General features: G+C 41.9%; 16 protein-coding genes. 1 reads left to right on the forward strand and 15 read right to left on the reverse strand.

Features of this window, described 5'->3' with window-relative positions; all coding sequences use genetic code 11:
• Position 1: 1 nt before the first annotated feature.
• From HXT41_RS03295 to HXT41_RS03315, 5 genes are all read right to left on the reverse strand, one after another.
• On the reverse strand, positions 2–1792 hold the full coding sequence (locus HXT41_RS03295; protein WP_116994629.1) for a D-alanyl-D-alanine carboxypeptidase: 1791 nt from the start codon (positions 1790–1792) through the stop codon (positions 2–4).
• A gap of 74 nt (positions 1793–1866) precedes the next feature.
• Positions 1867–3519 (reverse strand): hypothetical protein, encoded by a 1653-nt coding sequence (locus tag HXT41_RS03300; protein WP_415693076.1) that lies wholly within the window; start codon positions 3517–3519, stop codon positions 1867–1869.
• A gap of 14 nt (positions 3520–3533) precedes the next feature.
• Positions 3534–4439 carry an ABC transporter ATP-binding protein gene (locus tag HXT41_RS03305; RefSeq protein WP_116994628.1) on the reverse strand — a complete coding sequence of 302 codons (906 nt, stop codon included), beginning with the start codon at positions 4437–4439 and terminating at the stop codon, positions 3534–3536.
• Positions 4440–4740: 301 nt separating this feature from the next.
• Complete coding sequence (locus HXT41_RS03310) at positions 4741–5967, reverse strand: glycosyltransferase family 2 protein (RefSeq protein WP_033888470.1); 1227 nt, start codon at positions 5965–5967, stop codon at positions 4741–4743.
• Positions 5964–7544 (reverse strand): AI-2E family transporter, encoded by a 1581-nt coding sequence (locus HXT41_RS03315; protein ID WP_102703225.1) that lies wholly within the window; start codon positions 7542–7544, stop codon positions 5964–5966. Before HXT41_RS03315 ends, HXT41_RS03310 begins: the two co-directional genes overlap by 4 nt.
• Before the next feature lie 271 nt (positions 7545–7815).
• On the opposite strand from HXT41_RS03315, the gene glnA reads away from it, so the two are divergent.
• Positions 7816–9252 carry a type I glutamate--ammonia ligase gene (glnA, locus tag HXT41_RS03320; RefSeq protein ID WP_004109385.1) on the forward strand — a complete coding sequence of 479 codons (1437 nt, stop codon included), beginning with the start codon at positions 7816–7818 and terminating at the stop codon, positions 9250–9252.
• A 500-nt stretch (positions 9253–9752) separates the two neighbouring features.
• Here the strand turns inward: glnA and HXT41_RS03325 are convergent, their stop codons facing one another.
• The 10 genes from HXT41_RS03325 to glmM form a co-directional block, all read right to left on the reverse strand.
• Positions 9753–10394, reverse strand: a complete 642-nt coding sequence (locus tag HXT41_RS03325; protein WP_116994626.1) for an ABC transporter ATP-binding protein — start codon at positions 10392–10394, stop codon at positions 9753–9755.
• A gap of 120 nt (positions 10395–10514) precedes the next feature.
• Positions 10515–11834, reverse strand: a complete 1320-nt coding sequence (locus HXT41_RS03330) for an ABC transporter permease (protein WP_119504512.1) — start codon at positions 11832–11834, stop codon at positions 10515–10517.
• 74 nt (positions 11835–11908) lie between these two features.
• On the reverse strand, positions 11909–13279 hold the full coding sequence (locus tag HXT41_RS03335; RefSeq protein WP_415693077.1) for an ABC transporter permease: 1371 nt from the start codon (positions 13277–13279) through the stop codon (positions 11909–11911).
• A 209-nt stretch (positions 13280–13488) separates the two neighbouring features.
• Complete coding sequence (locus HXT41_RS03340) at positions 13489–13779, reverse strand: hypothetical protein (protein WP_004109367.1); 291 nt, start codon at positions 13777–13779, stop codon at positions 13489–13491.
• 167 nt (positions 13780–13946) lie between these two features.
• Positions 13947–14297, reverse strand: a complete 351-nt coding sequence (locus HXT41_RS03345; RefSeq protein ID WP_415693079.1) for a hypothetical protein — start codon at positions 14295–14297, stop codon at positions 13947–13949.
• A gap of 29 nt (positions 14298–14326) precedes the next feature.
• Positions 14327–14587, reverse strand: a complete 261-nt coding sequence (locus tag HXT41_RS03350; RefSeq protein ID WP_004109342.1) for a zinc-ribbon domain-containing protein — start codon at positions 14585–14587, stop codon at positions 14327–14329.
• Between the two features lie 183 nt (positions 14588–14770).
• Entirely contained in the window at positions 14771–15529 is a 759-nt protein-coding gene (locus HXT41_RS03355; protein ID WP_421788526.1) for a DUF6574 domain-containing protein, read from the reverse strand.
• Between the two features lie 9 nt (positions 15530–15538).
• On the reverse strand, positions 15539–15841 hold the full coding sequence (locus tag HXT41_RS03360) for a hypothetical protein (RefSeq protein WP_421788528.1): 303 nt from the start codon (positions 15839–15841) through the stop codon (positions 15539–15541).
• 130 nt (positions 15842–15971) lie between these two features.
• Complete coding sequence (locus HXT41_RS03365; RefSeq protein WP_004107289.1) at positions 15972–16625, reverse strand: peptide deformylase; 654 nt, start codon at positions 16623–16625, stop codon at positions 15972–15974.
• A 177-nt stretch (positions 16626–16802) separates the two neighbouring features.
• Complete coding sequence (gene glmM / locus HXT41_RS03370; RefSeq protein ID WP_012914425.1) at positions 16803–18215, reverse strand: phosphoglucosamine mutase; 1413 nt, start codon at positions 18213–18215, stop codon at positions 16803–16805.
• Between the last annotated feature and the right edge of the window lie 169 nt (positions 18216–18384).

Below are 18384 nucleotides of genomic sequence, written 5' to 3' on the forward strand. Positions count from 1 at the left end.
ATCATAGTTTTGGCAATTCTGCCATAAACTTATTAATCGCTACGAACGCTCCCCAAATATCAGCTGGCTGGTTCGCAACAACAGCGAAAGTTAGCACTCCACCATTTTTCCTAGATACATTACCAACCATAGAAGTAACTTCACTTAAAGAACCAGTCTTTACGCGAAGCATGCCGGCAGAAGATTCATCCGCTAAACGCTTTCTTGCTGTTCCAACTAAACCAGGAAGAGACAATCCTTCAGCAGCTGCAGCACCTCCAGAATCGGCTTTAATATTAAGCACTTGTACTTGAGCTAGCATTGTTGCGCGCAACCTTGATTTTGGAGACAAGCCTGAGCAATCAGACATGTGCAAACCACGTATATCGATATTGAGCTTGCGCAATCCCTCTTTTACTGCCTGAACTGCACCCTCCGGAGAGTTGGATTTGTGAGTTGCAAGCGCAGTCAAACGACCAAACTCTTCCGCCAATGTGTTGTCTGAAATACGAAGCGTATATGCCATTATTTCGTTTAATGGTGCAGAAGAAACTTGTGCAATTAAACGCGAATTAGATGATATTAACGATTGAGTTTCGCTTACTGGTATGACAAGATTTTCAGACTGTGCAGATTTATTTTCATTTTCAGAATCTTTATTGTTTTCAGAAGGATCATCTGCAGACGAGCCTGAACCGGATTTTTTTTCATCAGAAGCGGTTTTATTAGAATAATTACTTATAACTATTCCTTGTTTGCTTAATAATTTAGCAAAAACATGACCGACACTTAAAGCAGGATGAGGATCAGAAAGCGGAAAATCTGTCATAGCGTCAGCGTCAACACCTTGCACTGAAAGGTCACGCTGACGAGCATCATCTATAGCCAAAGATGACGTTTGAGCATAAAAGCGACGTTCAACATCTGTTTCATAAATCAAATCAGGAGCACGTTTTGCGCCAAACAATGAGTCATCAACAGCTAAAGAAACTGTGTGAATATTTTCAAGCTTCAACGCGTTGGCTGTTCTTCTCGCTAATGTCGTTAAACCTGCTCTGCCATTAACATGGTGCCAATCGTTTTCTCCAACACCAAGAAGCATGTCACCATTGCCGCGAAGCACAAGCTTTCTAGCATTCGTACTAGAAGCTCGTTCTGGTATACCGCCTGTTTTAGGCAACAAAAATACTTGAGTATCAAGAGTTGAACCCATGTCAAGAGTGCGAGAAGCTACGCTAGCAGTTAAAGTTTTAAGCGTTGACGCTGGCTCTCTTAAAGCATTTGGCTCATGCGAAGCAACTACTCGCCCATTAGCATCCATAATTACTGCTGAAGTGCTGCTACTCATAGAAGCATCGGAAACCAACTCGTTAATAAGTTTTTGAGCTTGCGAATGATTTATTTCTTTACCATAAGTCACGCCTTTAGCTAGTGATTTAACTCGCAAAAGTGATTTAGGAGAAGAAACAGTTACAGCATAATGTTGTTTTCGCAACGTCAAAGGACCAGGAAGAATATCGTATACGTCAAGCAAAAAATAAGTAAAAATAATTGCTGCACTAACTATAACTGCTATAAATGCAATAAGCAATCGCCAACGAGAAGGATATTGGCTTCTTAAAACCATAGCAGCGTATTTACTTTTCTTCTGTGCGCTACTTGGTTTAATCTCACTGCTTGATTTAGATTCACTACTTAGTTTTTGTTCACTGCTTGGTTTAGGCTCGATACTTTTGTTGGGTTCGCCGCTTTGCGCTGGCGTGCTCGCATTAGGAATATTTAAGGCATCGTTTAAGCCTTTATTACTTTCCATGCGAGCACACCTTTAAATCGATTGCAAATACCGCGCTTAACTATACATTGCGCTTGCAACAAAGCGTGCGTAAGTTACGCAGTAATAGACGCGAATCTGCGCAAGTTTTCTACAATGCGAATCATGCGCTTATCCATTACTTTGCCACCAAGAATCACGCCAACAACCAGCACAATCAAGCCGTTTACTATGAACAGAATGCTTGCAATCCACAAAAGATTCGGGTTAAGAATCATAAACGCAATCGCAGCCGCAAACGAAGGAATCATGCAAACTACAGAAAGAAGCATAAAGCCTATAGCTGCAAAACTTCGCCCGCCAGCACTTCCTTGCGGCCTAGAAAATGGCTTTTCGATTGATGCCACAGGGTACATTGCAATGCACGAAGAAATTAAGCCAATGCCTATGGAAGCAAAAGCTATTCCAATTGGCGAAAGAATCTGGAACATAACTGCATTCACATTTTGCTTAACATTTGCTACAAAGAAAAGGAAAACGTAAACCCCTACTCCAATAATCGCAAAATAAACAGCGCAAATCACTGACCAAACTATTGCGTTCGCTAAGCGATCGTGCAAACCTTTTACTCCAATAATCACATGCATAGTAAAAGCTGTGCCATCGTAAGCAATATTGTTTCCAACAACCATGCCCATAAGCAAAGCAGCATACATCATCCATCCAGAAACACCTAAGTTATCTGTTAGAGAATCAAATCCTTTAGCCTTAAAACTACTTCCTCCTGCAACTACCAGCATAAAAAGCGGCGCAATAAGCAAAAATAGCTGACGCATATCTCTTCTCATAACGCTAATAATTCGCGCAATAATCGCACCAACTGTGTTGTCTGGAACTGCTGCAAACAAGCCGATTCCCTTAGTTTTAACAACTGTTTTTTGCTCACCACGAAGCAACTTCGGCTCTAATTTTGCGCAAAATACAGAGATTGCAAAGCAAGCAGCAATCGTTACAACGCAAATAAGGAAGCGAATAGCAAGAGCAAGCCAATTGCCATTAATAGCATCGAGCGGCAAAGCCATAGCTGCACTTAATGGTGTAAAAGCGGACGCAGCACAGAAACTTGTGCCTAGCGCAATTCCATTTGGCGAAGGGCTATGCGTATTCATTGATGAAACAAAAATCATGTACGCTATAAAAATGGCAAAGTAAAAAATGTTTCTTGAACGCTTGTTTATTAAAATAGTATCTAAAAGCTCAATAAGCATTTTGCTTAAAGACACGATTGTTGCAACGTAAAGCGGAGCTGCAATTACGCTGACTAAAACCGGCACAATTCCAAAGCTTCTGTACGCTAAAGACCACAAAGCAAGCGCGATTGTGCAGCTTACTGAAAGCGCTCCAAAAAGAGAGCCAAGAAGCATGCCAGCTTGCTGCTTTACGTAAGGAATGCCGTAAAGCGCAAAACTACGCGATTTTAGTGTTGTGTCGCTGCCAAACATAAACACGTTTATAAACAGCGTAAAAATTGACACAATCGACGCAACCATTATTGGAGCCAATTGGAATTCCTGCCAATTTTTAGTATCTGCAAGCATTCCTGGATTAATGTACTTGCCAGTTTCCCAGCCAGCAAAACCAAGAGCGCATATAAGCGCAAGTCCAAAAACAATTGCTATAGCAAAGCCAATTTTTTGCCAAATTGACTTTCGCATAACAGAAAAAGTAAGCGCCCAGCGAAGGCGAACCATGGTAAAAATCATAGACATTACGGTTTTCCCTTTTAAGCGTTGAGATTGGTGGAAGATGCAGGAGCGTTATCAGATTTGCCGCCGTTAAGCCAGTCGATGCGCGCAGCTGCGTGACGTCCGCCAACAAGCTCCATAAAGCGATCTTCAAGATCTTTGCCCTGAGCCACCTCTTCAAGAGTGCCAGCAGCCGCAACATGACCTTCGTTAATAATCGCCACGTGCGAGCACATTTTTTCAACCAATTCCATAACGTGCGAAGAAATAATCACCGTGCCGCCAGTAGAAACATACTCGGCAAGAATATCCTTCAAATTTGCGCTAGAAACAGGATCCACTGCCTCAAAAGGCTCGTCCAACACAAGTACGCGAGGGCTGTGAATCATAGCTGTTGCAAGGCAAATCTTCTTAGTCATACCAGTTGAATAGTCCGAAACCATAGTGTTTGCAGCTTCTGTTAAGTCGAATGCAGAAAGCAAATCGTTCGCGCGACGAACAGCCTCAGCGCGGCTCATCTCGCGAAGCATGCCAGCGTAAGTTAAAAGCTGAAGGCCAGTAATCGTCTTAAAAATCTCGTCGGCCTGAGGCATTAAACCGATTGCGCGCTTAGCGCGATTTACGTCACTCCAAACATCGTTGCCAAAAATCGAAGCCGAGCCAGCATCTGGCATAAGCAAGCCCGTAAGCATTTTAATCGTAGTAGTTTTGCCAGCACCATTCGGGCCGACTAATCCATAGAAAGAGCCTGCTGGAATGCTCAACGAAAGATTATCTACAGCAACTTTCTTGCCAAAAGTCTTAACAAATCCGCTAATAGAAACCGCTGGAACATCTTCGTTAGTAGCGTCGTAAGTGTTTGCGCCAAAAACTGGAACGCTGCTAGCAAAAGTATTTCCGGACGGATACTCGGACGGATATTCAGACGGAATAGAATCTACCATAGAAACCTCGCAGTATACAGATAAACGCACACATTGCACTACATTAATTGCGCAATCACACGCTTATATCAAGGCTTCTATTATCTCATACCCGCAATTTTTGCGCAATCGCAACGCCAGCAGCAGCCGCACACACCGCCCCAAACGCGAGACAACCATCCCACATTCGGAGCAAAAACCCACCAAAACCCTCCAAACACGAGAAACCTACCCCACATTTGGAGCAAAATGACACAGACAACACTCCAAACGCGAAACAAGTTACCCATACTTGGAGCAATGCACCATATTAAACGAGAGCTTAACGACCGGTATGCTGAATCGGCTTCCACTCGCTCTTTGAGAAAATAGCTTGGAACGCAATAGGCACGTACGAAAGCATAAAAATCGGGAAGCTAAGAGCGTACGCAAATAGTTCCTTATTCGTTGCACCAAGCTTATCGTGTTCAACTAAAATAGTGAGCGACACAAATATCATCATGCCTAAAACACTTGTAACAGTAGTTGTAATGAAGTTAATCATTGAATAGATTTGACTCATCCATGTTACAAATCCAAATGCAGCAAAAATAAACCCAAGTATTATTCTTGCAACAGCCAAAACCATAAATGGGAAAAGCATAAGCGTAAAATCAACCGACGAAAAATCTCTTTCGCGAATACCATGTCGAATAAGAGCTGCTCCATAGTAACGAAATACCTGCAAGAATCCCTTGCTCCAACGAAGACGCTGCCTCCAGCTCTGCCTAAACGACACAGGTTGTTCATCATACAACACTGCAGAACCGCAATATCCAACTTTGTCTCCGTGAAGAATAGCATCCATAGTAAATTCAAGATCCTCAGTAAGAAGATGGAATTTCCATCCGCTATTTCTGTGCATAATCTCACGCGAGAACATGAATCCAGTTCCACCAGCATGGCAACTCGAACCGAATAGCATTCGAGAGTTGTTAGTAAATCGCGATTCTCGAATAAACCAAAGTGCAGAGCCAGACGAAACCCAATTATCTGAAAGATTCACGGAATTACGATAGCTGGTTAAAATTTGATATCCTGCGTGGAAACCTTTATTCATTTCCTCAAAATAATGCGGATCAAGTTTATTGTCTGCATCGAAAACAAAGTACGCGTCATAAACTTTATCCGCACCAATTTTCATAATATGATCGAGAAGATAGCTGAGCGCATAACCTTTACCAATATGCTCTTTATCAAAACGTTCAATTACGTTGCATCCGCAATTGCGGCCAACTTGCGCAGTAGAATCAGTGCAATTATCTGCAACAAGCCAAATATCAATAAAATCTTGTCTATATGTTTGAGTTTGAATGCAATGAATAAGATTACCTATAACAGCTTCCTCATTGCGCGCAGAAATAAGCACAGCATAATGCTTATCCATTGGTGCTTCAGGAAAAACAATAGGCTTAGCGAATAAAGATGCAACAGCACAAACACCTTGATACACAACACCGCTTATGCCAATAAGTATTACTAGTACATCAAATATTGATAGAAGAATCATCGCTTCCATCCGCTCCGTGGATTATTTTTTACGTTACTTTTATTATTTTTTGTATTTTTTACTATTTTAGACTCGCCTACTTGCAATTTTGCTTTAGAAGAATCCTTATTTTCAGAATCTACTTTACGCTTTGCAATATCTTTATTTACGGCATCTAATATTTCGCGCGAAATTGGCATTGTTGCCAATACGTCAGTTTGATCAGAATCGTTAGAAGAAACTTTGCTACCATTCGCATCGTCAGAGTCTGACACATAAGCTTGCTTATACCAATATAGAATATCCTCGTTCAGAGAAATGCGAGAGCTTGTGCCTTTCATTACACGATGAACACTTTCACTCATTGGATTCATGAACTTACGGCCAATCGCTTCAACGCAACGAACAATAATAGAAGTATGATCAGGGTGAGGATCGTTCATAAGCGGAGAAGAAACTAAACTATATTGCTTCGTGCATACTCTAAAAATTGCTTGCAAACTTGCAGTCACAGGCAAAGCCAAAAATGCTCCAAGAGCACCAAATACAGCGCCCATTACAAGAACTGAAATAAAAGCTACTGCAGGATTCAGATCCATAGTCTTCTCGGAAATCTTCGGCGAAATAACCATGTTCTCAATTTGCTGATAAATCGTAATAAAAATTAATGTTGCAACAGCCGCACCAAAACCATTGGAACCCCATGCAACCAAGATAGGCAAAGCTCCACCCAAATAGCCACCAATTGTAGGCACAAACTGCGAAACAATTCCGCAGAATAAGGATAGCGGAAGCCAATACGGTATATTCATTACAATAAGAAAAATTGCGGTACCCACTGCGTTAATCGCTGCCAAAATAATTCGCGAAAATAAGAAGCTCGAAATCTGCTCTTGAACAACTGACCAAATAAATAGGAAACGACGCTGAGATTGCGGATTCATCCAACGGCACATGCTACGACGCATAGCCGGACCTGCTGCAGAAATGTAATACGTAACCATAATAATGGTAAGTAAATCAAGCAGAACAGTCATCAATCCCCATGTTGTGTTAAGTGCTTGGCCAGCAAAATCAACAACCCAAGATGTTTGCACATGCTTCAAAATTTCCATGCCAAGCTGCTCAATATTAGGCATTTTAAAACCGGTATAGTGAAGCACAAAATTTGCAAATTGATTGTATAAATCAGGCAAGCCCATAACCATTGAAACAACCTGCTGAGCAAATAAATTACCAAACAAAGCAAGTAGCAAGCTAATTACAACAAGCAAGCCCGTTAGCGTAAAGCCAGAAGCAACTCCTCGCCTCCAACCATGCTTAATTAACCGAACAACAAGCGGTTCCATTGCGAGCGCAATAAAAATAGAAATCACAACATCGAAAACAATGAATGAAATGCTATTCCAAGCGAACCATAGGAAGATAGACACAAAAGTAATAATTGCAACGTAAATAAGTGCACGACCTAGCCAATCTGGCGGCCTTCTGTCATCGCCTTTAGCTGGGAAAAGTGAAGCTAAATCTAGCTTATTTTCACTTTCCTTAATATGCTCATGCATCTTATATTCATGCATTTCTTGCTCTTGGTAATTCATAGGTACTATTGTAACTGCGCGAACTGATGAATGCGAATTAGCGGCATGTAATGGTAACTATTTTTGTAATACTTAATAGTTACGCTATTTATTACTATTTATTACAATTTTCTACTATTTCCTACTAAACGATTGCAATTATGCGCATCTACGCAACTACACGTAACATTATGTAACACAAACGTAACGAGATATTCGAGTCGCTGAAATCCAAAATGGCATTCATAGTCATAAACTCATTACTGGGTTTTTTAAGAAAGGAATGGTGACCATGACCACTTTGCAAACTAAAGAAGATGCCGCAGCCCTTATTGAAAAGGAAGGCATTGAGTACGTATCCGTACGATTTACTGATTTAATTGGCGTTCAGCAGCACTTTACTGTTCCTGCTGACGAGTTCTTACACAGCGCTTTCACTGATGGAATGGCGTTCGATGGTTCTTCAATGCAAGGCTTCCAGGCTATTAACGAATCAGATATGAAGCTTATTCCAGATGTTGACACTGCTTATATTGACCCATTCCGTAAGCATAAGACTCTGAATGTTGCTTTCTCTATTGTTGACCCTGTAACAGATGAGCCATATTCTAGGGATCCTCGTCAGGTCGCTATTAAAGCAGAATCCTATTTGAAATCAACTGGCATTGCTGACACTGCAAGCTTTGCCCCTGAAGCTGAGTTCTTCATCTTTGACAAGGTGCGTTTTGCTAACGACATGCAGCGCTCCTTCTATGAGGTTGATTCTAACGAAGCTCCTTGGAATTCTGGCATCGACACTGAAGATGACGGTAGCAACAATATTGGTTTTAAGAATCGCGTAAAGCACGGCTACTTCCCTGTGCCACCAGTAGATCACAATCAGGATTTGCGCGATGACATGGTTTACAACTTGCAAAAAGTTGGTTTGATTCTTGAGCGTTCTCACCACGAAGTCGGCGGCGCAGGTCAGCAGGAAATCAACTACCGTTACAATACGCTTGTTCATGCTGGCGATGATTTGATGAAATACAAGTATGTGGTTCATGAAACTGCTGCTTTAGCTGGTAAGGCTGCAACATTTATGCCAAAGCCAATTGCTGGAGATAACGGCACTGGCATGCACTGCCATCAGTCGCTTTGGAAAGATGGCAAGCCATTGTTCTATGCGGAAACTGGCTACGCTCAACTTTCTGATATTGCACGTTGGTACATTGGCGGCTTGATTAAGCACGCTTCTTCTGTGCTTGCATTTACGAATCCTTCGCTTAACTCTTACCATCGCTTGGTTCCAGGATACGAAGCTCCAGTCAACTTGGTTTACTCTGCTCGTAACCGTTCTGCAGCTATTCGTATCCCTCTTGCTGGTACAGAACCTGCTGCTAAGCGTATTGAGTTCCGTGCACCGGATCCTTCATGCAACCCATTCTTAGCATTCTCCGCTCAGCTTATGGCAGGTTTGGATGGTGTTATTAACCATATTGAGCCTCCTGCCCCTGTTGATAAAGATTTGTACGAGCTTCCTCCAGAGGAGCATGACGGCATTAAGCAAGTTCCTTCTTCGCTTGGTGAAGCTTTGCAATCTTTGGAAGAGGATCACGACTTCCTTATGCAAGGCGACGTATTTACTAGCGACTTGATTGAAACTTGGCTGAATTTGAAGCATGAGGAAATGGATATGGCTCGCTTGGCTCCAACTCCACTCGAGTATGAGCTTTACTTCCACATCTGATTTGTAGTTAAGTTATTCTAGCAATAAGCCGGCTCTACGATTTCGCAGAGTCGGCTTTTTGTTTTGCGCGACGACCTGCTTGAGCGCTTATTCCTCACGGCATAGCCGTTCGGCTGATTTGGCATGTGAAGCACACCGTGCTTCACAATTGAGCCAAATCACGCTTTGAAGGAGCTTGAAATCCTGTTGAGTTCAAGCTCCTTCAAAGCGCGCGCGAAAGCAACTCGGAGCGGAAACTCGCTCGCGTTGGAAGTCCAGTGGACTTCCAACGCGAGTTTCGTAAGCGAGCGCTTATAGCGCGAGCGCAATCTGCACGAGTGTCCCATAACGACAGTTTTCAGACACTAACGCAGTAAGCGCGCTGCACGAGTGTCCCAAAACAAGCGAAATCGGACACGCGCGCAGTAACTCAACTGCACTAGTGTCCCAAAATCACCAAACAGAGACACTCGCGCAGTAAGCGTACTGCACTAGTGTCCCAAAATCGCCTGTTTTGGCGCTCAAGCAGATTGTCGCGTTAGCTGTTTATTTTTCAGCACGTATTTTACATCAGCTTGAGAGGCGACCTTCGAATCATGAGTAACAACAATCACACATTTGCCATGCTCTCTAGCAGCATTTTTTAATATTGCAATAACTTCTTTAGTAGTAGCAGGGTCAAGACTTCCAGTAGGCTCATCAGCTAAAATTACCGGAGCAGAAGATACTAAAGCTCGTCCAATTGCAACACGCTGCTGTTGACCACCAGAAAGTTTAGTGACGTTACGATTTGCTTCTTCTTCAGTTAATCCAAGATCTATTAGCACTTGAACATCAGCATGTGAATTTACTAATCGCAAATTTTCTAATGGCGTCAAATAGTCAATAAGATTAAAATTCTGGAAAACAAGTGAAATATGTTTTTTGCGATGCTCAACATATCCTGTTTTTGCAATATTTTCACCATTAAAAAGCACTTCGCCACTATACGGAGTATCTAATCCAGCTAAAAGTGAGAGCATAGTAGACTTTCCGGCTCCAGAAGCTCCCATGATACTGTACATAGTGCCAGCTTCAAACTCAGCATTCACGTCATTTAGTACCGCAATATTTGCAGGTCCGTAAGTGTACTTCACATTTTTTAATTGCAATAAAGCCGACATAATAAGCTCCTTATTTTTACATAATTTAAATATGATTTATAAGATTTGTTTCATTTATACGATTGCGCTGTTTGTGATTGTGTTTTTAGTAGAAAATTCACATACGCAACTACATTTCTGCTAACTCATAGCACTTAGTATTTGCCGAGGCTTCTTTATTAATATTGGCAGCACTGCAACAATCAACGCAACTATTGAAATAAGCAAACCAATAACAAAAGCAGCAAGAGTTTGCAACAATGGCAATACTGGCATACCATCCGCAATAAATGACGAATCAGCACTATGCAAAATCGCAGAACCAATAACGCCAGAAAAAGCAGCACCGAAGCCTAGCGAAATGACGAATGACACAATGTTGAGTATCGTTATTTCAACAAGCAATTGACTAACTATTATTGCTCTAGATAATCCAATAGACATAAGTACGCCAATCTCGTGCATACGTCCTCTAACCCAGAACACTAATACAAGTCCAAGCACTAAAATACCGACAAAACTTAGTGCCACAAAAATCATTCGCACAAGTTGTTGCACAGAGTTAACCGAGCTTATTACATCAGACAATTGCGAAGCATTCTGCTCTACATCCGCCCACTTGCCAGCAATAGTTTTAGCCTGCCGTATTGCATTAGCTAATAAATCAGAACGCTCAACAACACAACGCAAAACACCTCGCTTAGAAGAACCAGCCAAAGACAACGCCGAACTTAAGTCAGTAAATATGCGATTTTCTGACGCATCCGAAGGAAGTGCTCCTTTAGTTTGCAATTTGCCGGCAAAGATGCCAACAACACGAACTTTTACATTAAACCCCTGCTTAAGAATTATAGTAGAACCAATATTAAGATTATTCTTCTTAGCAAAATCACGATGCACTATTGCTCTACCAGAAGAACGATTAGTAATATGCTCACCCTGCTCTAAACGGTATAATCCCTCTTGAAAACCCTGAGACAATCGAGAATCTGTTGTGCCAGTAATTCCAGCAGCATGAGCCAAAACATCATCGTCTAGTCTTGGACCCTGCGCAGGAAGCACAAGTTGCTTTCCAACAGGCGTAGCTAAAACATCGCGCTCTTCCACTACAGTTTTTACGCCCGAAATCGCAGCAAATTTACGAATTTGACTAGAGTCAATTCCTTCATTCGCGGCCAAATCTTGTGGAATTGGAGAATTAGACGTAGCAACAGAATTAGAATTTGTATTACTTTGCTCTGGAAGAGTTTCACCTCGAGTTTTTGCTCGTACAGTAAAACCTAAACCAATACTGGATTGAATACGATCCCTAACACCCTCAACAGAAGCACTGATACCAGCTTGTGAAACTAGCGCACTTAAAACAAGAGTCATAATCAGCACAATTATTGCGTTACGTCGAGGTTTGCGCAATATTGCAAGTTTCGCTCGAGCACATAAAGAAATTACTTCACCATTCATAATGTTACTCACTAACTTTTCAAATAACTTTCATACGACGAATTATGAAAACTATGCCGCCAAACAGCATAGTTTTACTTTTGCAATCCGAGGAGCTCACGAGGAGATTTGCATATAATTGGCAAATAAGACAACACAACTGCAATAACGATTACTGCACCAACAATTGTAGAAACTCCGACAAAACACTGAGCGTCTACTTGTACGCTAAGTGTTTCCAAAGTTTTTGTTGCCAAAGTTGATTCAAGATTTCCACCAGCTTGACCCATATTACTCAATTCACGAGCGGCTGATGATTGCACAGAGCCAAGAGCAACATTAGCCATCAACGGAGCTATAACTTTTGCAAAAAGGTAACCCACAATTAACGAAGGTATTGCAATAAGCACAATCTCAGCAAGATATTGACCAACTATAGATAATTTGCCAGTGCCAATTGCAACAAACACACCAATTTCATTACGTCGCTCATTCATCCACAGCAAAAGCACTAATGCCAAAGCAATAATAGCAAATGATACAACAGCAATTGTTGTAACAGTCATTATTGAGCGCACTCCCTTTGCTGCTTTCAACAAACCAGAAACGAACTGATCGTCACGAGTTAGTTGATAGTTTTGCAAATCAATAGGCAATTTGGCAGCTTGCGCCATAATATTATCCGCATCCTCACCGCGCTTTATTCTAAAACTTGCATCCTGATATATTTCTTTTCCAGGCTCATATTTGTATAATTCGCGAGTAGTTTGCAAATCCGTATACACGGTATTAGCTGTCAATTCCGCCCTAGTTGCGACTTGACGCTTATTTGCTCCGGCATAAATTCCAACAATACGAGTTTTTACTGTTGCTGTTGATTGTTGAATATTGTCAGCATCGTAAGGATTAGCGCGAAGCGTAAGAGTATCTCCTACATGTAATCCGTTAGCTTTAGCGAGATCTTCATGAATCAGTGATGCATGAACGTTATTAGCAATAAGATGCTTGCCTTTAGACATAGTTATTGCTTTTGTTTTAAAAGTATTTAAACCAGTAGAGTCATTCGTCCCTTCAATATTAACGGCATTTCCAAACTGCTGCTCGCGCTTTTGATCATAATCCTGAACGCCTGGAATTCTTGCCGCTTTAGCATTAACTAAATCCGCTGTTACATTTTGTCGAACAACGTAGGAAGCAATTCCATTTAATTTTGCAATTGCCTGTACATCTTTAGGTTTTACAGTTCCAGCTCCTCTAGGAGTTCCAGGGTTTATTTGAGGGTTATTTGCGAGCACAAAACTAGACTCTGCTTGCGCTTCAACTTTTTCTCCTTCTCTACCTGCAGCACTTGAAACTGCAGAAGTAGAAAATAACAATGTCGAAATAAGAAATACAATAATGAAAACTATCGCTGTTTTTATTCGTTTCCTCAGAATGTAGCGTATTGCACGAGAGATAAACGTCATCGACTACCTTTCTTCATTGAAAAATAACTTTATATAGTATGCGAACATACGATATGCCAGTATAGCATATACGCACTTATAATCGACATACGAAAAGCCGACCCTACGATTTTGCGGGGTCGGCTTTTTGTTACTAACACAGCATTCAGGCAGGTCGGAGTGCTGCACGAGTGTCCAAAGCGGCAACGAGTTTTATTTAATACTTATCCTTAGTAATATTGTTCTTGATATGTATTGTTCTCAAACTTAATATTTACGTCGTTGCCTTTGATTTTAAATGATCTGTTGATGTAGAATCTGCTTACAGAATTACCATCATGCCATTCGTCTTCGTTACTAGCCTGACGACGGAACTCTACAGTTTCTTCAAATCCTTCTGTAGAGAAACTTCCACTTTCTGGATCAATGGATGTAAGTTTAGGATATCCGTTAACACTTCTCTTAACATCTGAATATGAATAGTCGTAGGATGTAAAGAATCCTAAGTTCTTCTTACGCAAGGAGGTGCCAAAAACACAAATCTTTGCAGGGACTGCTGATCCATTTGATGCACTAATGCACTGCTTAATTTGCTTTTAACAGCACTGGTAATTTTCTTCTCTAGCTTCTTGCTAGCACGTTAACTTTGATTTTTTAATCCTGTTTGGAATATCTAAATACATAATGTTTACACGAGGATACAGCTTATATGACTTAAATATAAGCCACTCAGTTTTAGGATAAGAGACTTGAAGCGACATTTTATTCTCTTTCCCATAATTCTGTAGGAGACTACACTGGAATCAAAGCTAATGTTGGTAATTACTGGATTTTCAATACGATTTTTAGTTTTGCTGCTAACTTCATTAGTCAAAAGGATGCGAGAACCTTCTTGAATATCGCTAGGAGACCAGTCAACAAGTTTGCTTGCTTCTGTAAAGTTTCCGCTTTCCAAAGCGTTCACGTATTGTTTAATTGTAGCTTCTGGAGAATAAACATAGTTTTGAATTGCATAATATGCAGCACCAAGAGCTACCATTAAAAACTCCAATTATGATAAGGATGATTTTATTCTTTTTTGCTCATCTTTACTGAAGCTATATTAGAGTTATTTGAAAAATTCGCGTTATTTACGTTATTTACGTTATTTGGCAAAACGGTGTTATTAGTTTGCGTCTGATACGTATTTACAGCAAACTGCTGCGCTTGAGATTCATACTGATTAAACTGCGCCATTGGCTGCTGTGCATTATCCTCTACTTTTGCGCCACAATTTGAGCACCACGTTGAGCCACTATCTATAGGGCTTCCACATTGAGTGCAATTCATATTAACTCCTAATATTTCACAAAAGTGCTTAGCATATTATTCATACGCTAAGCACTTTTGAAATAAAATTTTTCCAAGTTATTTTTATTTTTAAGTTATTTTGCTAAACTGACGCAAATTTTACGAAAAACACTCTATTAAAAAGCTTTTATAGAATTATTTAATTAGATTAGCAAAATTCTTTTAGTGCAATAAAGCTCCGTATATTGCGGAAGAAATAGCACTTGTTACGATTCCCATAGTGACGCAGAATACGATAATAAGAATTATCGCAGCTACTAACACGTAAATAACCCACAACCATTCGCGATCTATCTTACGCGTGCATTCAGCGTGAGATACGAAGGAGAATGGAAGAAGCAATGTCAAGAATCCTGCAAAGATTTGCAAGAACACAGACGGAGTCGAAAGAGTAAGAATGCCAAGCAATGCTGCGCAAATCTGAATTGTTACAATCGGAACCATCTTCTGAGCGAACTGAACATGCAACTGGCTGGCAGACATTGGGTCACCAAACATCTTTGCACCAATCAAAGCCACAACGAATGTCATGTAAACGCTAATCATTGCTGCGAAGAAAGCGGCAATGAATACGGAAATAGGCACGGAAACTCGTGGAGCAGAAATAGAACGCTCCCACATTGACGAAAGTAAGTTAGTGCCAACCTTAGTAAAAGAGTTGAAAATGTTGGCACCAGATTGAACCGTGGAATAAGTTTGGATTGCAGATACAAGAGCACTAATTACAAACACAAGCACAGCGTACAAGCTAGATACATGGTAACTCTGAGAAGGCTTCTTAATTGCGCTAAGAAGCCAATGGAAGAAGTCCACCATCTGTTCAGAATTAATCTGATTCATTGGCTGAGTATAGTGAGGAGCACCTTGCATTGCTGGAGCCTGCTGCATCATCGGTTGAGCCGGTTGAGTTGGGTGAGTCATTTGCGGATTCTACTGAACAAACATTGGCTGAGCTGGCTGCTGGTACGCAGGTTGCATTGGCTGAGTTGGCTGCGGTTGAGCCGGTTGAGACGCAAACTGCTGAGCCGGCTGAGAATTTGCAAACATAGGCTGAGCCATATGAACAGGCTGCTGCTGCATTGGTTGAGCCATTGGCTGAGCCTGAGACACAGGTTGTACAGGCTGAGCTACTGGTTGAGCTACTGGTTGAGCGGATTCAACATTATTACCGCAACCCTTACAGAACTTTGCGGAATCGTTGTTTGCTGTACCGCATTGAGAACAAACCTTCATTTGTCTCTCCTTTATTCAATGTAGTAAATACTCGCGTTCAAGTAGTAAATTACAAAAACACACATGAGTATTCTATTACTACTATTGAAATGCACAAAACGACACTGCAATAATTTTTAAAACTTTAAAATCATATTGCAAAACCGAGAGTGCGAGCAGCAGCTACAGGAACTGCTTCATCTGCCCAATAATCTTCAAGATTTTCGTCGGTAGAAAGTGAACGCATTTCCGCACGATCAATATAAAGTTCGCCGCGAAGATGATCAGTTTCGTGCTGGAAAATACGCGCAGGCCAACCATGCAAACGCTCGGAATGTTGTTTGCCGTCCTCATCCTGCCAAGTAGCCTGAATATCAAGCCAACGCTGACGTACAGCCTGATAGCCGGAAACACTTAAGCAACCTTCATAAAAACTACGAGTTTGCGTACCAATAGGCTCATAATGAGGATTAATAATAGCTCTAAACGGAAGCTCTGCAATGTCACGAGGATCATCCTCATCGTCACGAACATGATCTTCAATAACAGCAATCGCAAGACCTAAACCAATCTGTGGAGCAGCCAAACCTACGCCTGGAGCCTCCAGCATTGTGCTGTGCATAAGAGAAATAAGTTTTGTGAGAGTAGCACGTGTAAGCTGGCCGTCATATGCCACAGTGCGCTGGCGAAGAACAGGCTCACCTGCTTGCACAATCGGCAAAATGCCGTCTTCTGTAGCGGAATCAAGCAAGCGCTCAACAGCGCGACTGAGCTTAGTATCAACACTTGCGTGATGCGTAAACATAGGACTCCTTTTCACCGTTTTAAGTAACGCGCACAGTAACGCGAAAACATACAAAATCTACATGCTGCGAGCAGAATTTGAAAGCCGCACTAAAGATATAAGTGTATCAAAATTATTTGCGCACTGCTAGAGCCGACTGAAATGTAAGCAAATAGCAGGCGCAAAAAATAAGTAAGCTTATAGCTTCAGATTATCGACCACAACTTGAGCAAGACGAGCACAAACCTCATCTGCCTGAGTTTGAGTTGCAGCCTCGCACATAACGCGCACAAGCGGCTCTGTGCCACTAGGACGCAAAAGCACGCGACCTGTATCTCTAAGAAGCTTCGATTCTTTCTCAACAGCTGCAAGCACAGCTGCGTTAGTTTTCGAAGCCATTTTATCTACATTTGGCACATTTACAAGAGCTTGCGGAAGCTGCGGGAAGTCTGCAGCCATTTGCGAAAGTTTCTTGCCTGAACGAACAACTTCACGGCACAAAGTCAAAGCAGTAAGCGTACCGTCACCGGTTGTTGCAAATTCGCGATTAATAACGTGACCAGACTGCTCGCCGCCGAGTGAATAATCATGCTTAAGCATTTCTTCAAGAACGTAGCGATCGCCGACGTTTGTTTGCACTGTTGAAATGCCCATATCTTTGAGCGCAAGCTTTAAGCCAAGATTGCTCATTACAGTTACAACGAGCGTATCGTGATTCAGCTTACCTTCAGCCTGCTTTGCGCGAGCAAGAATACCCATAATTTGATCGCCATTAACCATATTGCCGTTCTCGTCAACAGCTAAGCAGCGGTCGGCGTCACCGTCAAAAGCCACGCCTAAATCAGCCTTAGAAGCTTTAACCATGGCTTGCAGCTGCTCAGGATGAGTCGAGCCTGCGTGATCGTTAATATTGTAGCCGTCAGGAGAAGCGTTAATTACGATTACTTCCGCACCAGCGCGACGAAGAGCTTCAGGAGCAACAACAGAAGTAGCACCATTCGCGCAATCTGCTACAACACGCAAGCCTGCAAGAGGCTTTGGACGCGTAGTAGAACCATTGCTTAAAGGCGCAACAGCAGAAACTAAATGATCAATATACAAGTTAGTAGCTGTAGTAGTATCATGGCTGACTCGACCTACACCAGCACCAGTTGGACGCTCCCAATCTTGACCAAGCACAGTCTCAATCTCATCTTCCTTGCTATCTGGAAGCTTAAAACCTCCGCGCGCAAAGAATTTAATACCGTTATCTGGCATAGGATTATGCGACGCAGAAATAACAGCACCCATTTCAACGTTAAGCACGGAAGTGAGGAAAGCAACGCCAGGAGTTGGGATAATTCCAGCATCAATAACATCAAAACCGCCAGCACTCATGCCAGCAGCGAGAGCAGAAGCTAGAAAATCACCAGAAACACGCGTATCTCTGCCAATAAGCGCGCGACGGCGAGCGTGAGAGGAAGTCTCGCTTTCATTAGAGCTAGATGCAACCGGCGCGTGCTTATCCCCTAAAACGCGCACTGCAGCATCACCCAAATCTAACGCAAGTTGCGCTGTTAAATCTCGGTTCGCCAATCCACGCACACCGTCAGTACCAAACATTCTTGGCATAATAAAGCCTCTTTCGCAAAAATCACTTCATCCTGCGCGCAAGCAAACAACATCGCATACTAGCGCGTCACACACTGTTTGCCATCTTACTCGTAACATTACATAACGCGCTATAAAAAATTTCTCCGCACATGGTTGTGGTACAAAAGCCGGAAAAACTCCGGAAAAT

This window comes from Gardnerella sp. DNF01189, from assembly GCF_049244195.1.
Taxonomy (GTDB): domain Bacteria; phylum Actinomycetota; class Actinomycetes; order Actinomycetales; family Bifidobacteriaceae; genus Bifidobacterium; species Bifidobacterium swidsinskii.

Excerpts from the sequence above, each read along its gene's own strand:
- HXT41_RS03295 (WP_116994629.1), bottom strand. The coding sequence starts at position 1,792 with ATGGAAAGTAATAAAGGCTTAAACGATGCCTTAAATATTCCTAATGCG.
- HXT41_RS03300 (WP_415693076.1), bottom strand. The coding sequence starts at position 3,519 with ATGTCTATGATTTTTACCATGGTTCGCCTTCGCTGGGCGCTTACTTTT.
- HXT41_RS03305 (WP_116994628.1), bottom strand. The coding sequence starts at position 4,439 with ATGGTAGATTCTATTCCGTCTGAATATCCGTCCGAGTATCCGTCCGGA.
- HXT41_RS03310 (WP_033888470.1), bottom strand. The coding sequence starts at position 5,967 with ATGATTCTTCTATCAATATTTGATGTACTAGTAATACTTATTGGCATA.
- HXT41_RS03315 (WP_102703225.1), bottom strand. The coding sequence starts at position 7,544 with ATGAATTACCAAGAGCAAGAAATGCATGAATATAAGATGCATGAGCAT.
- glnA (WP_004109385.1), top strand. The coding sequence starts at position 7,816 with ATGACCACTTTGCAAACTAAAGAAGATGCCGCAGCCCTTATTGAAAAG.
- HXT41_RS03325 (WP_116994626.1), bottom strand. The coding sequence starts at position 10,394 with ATGTCGGCTTTATTGCAATTAAAAAATGTGAAGTACACTTACGGACCT.
- HXT41_RS03330 (WP_119504512.1), bottom strand. The coding sequence starts at position 11,834 with ATGAATGGTGAAGTAATTTCTTTATGTGCTCGAGCGAAACTTGCAATA.
- HXT41_RS03335 (WP_415693077.1), bottom strand. The coding sequence starts at position 13,279 with ATGACGTTTATCTCTCGTGCAATACGCTACATTCTGAGGAAACGAATA.
- HXT41_RS03345 (WP_415693079.1), bottom strand. The coding sequence starts at position 14,297 with ATGGTAGCTCTTGGTGCTGCATATTATGCAATTCAAAACTATGTTTAT.
- HXT41_RS03350 (WP_004109342.1), bottom strand. The coding sequence starts at position 14,587 with ATGAATTGCACTCAATGTGGAAGCCCTATAGATAGTGGCTCAACGTGG.
- HXT41_RS03355 (WP_421788526.1), bottom strand. The coding sequence starts at position 15,529 with ATGACTCACCCAACTCAACCGGCTCAACCGATGATGCAGCAGGCTCCA.
- HXT41_RS03360 (WP_421788528.1), bottom strand. The coding sequence starts at position 15,841 with ATGAAGGTTTGTTCTCAATGCGGTACAGCAAACAACGATTCCGCAAAG.
- HXT41_RS03365 (WP_004107289.1), bottom strand. The coding sequence starts at position 16,625 with ATGTTTACGCATCACGCAAGTGTTGATACTAAGCTCAGTCGCGCTGTT.
- glmM (WP_012914425.1), bottom strand. The coding sequence starts at position 18,215 with ATGCCAAGAATGTTTGGTACTGACGGTGTGCGTGGATTGGCGAACCGA.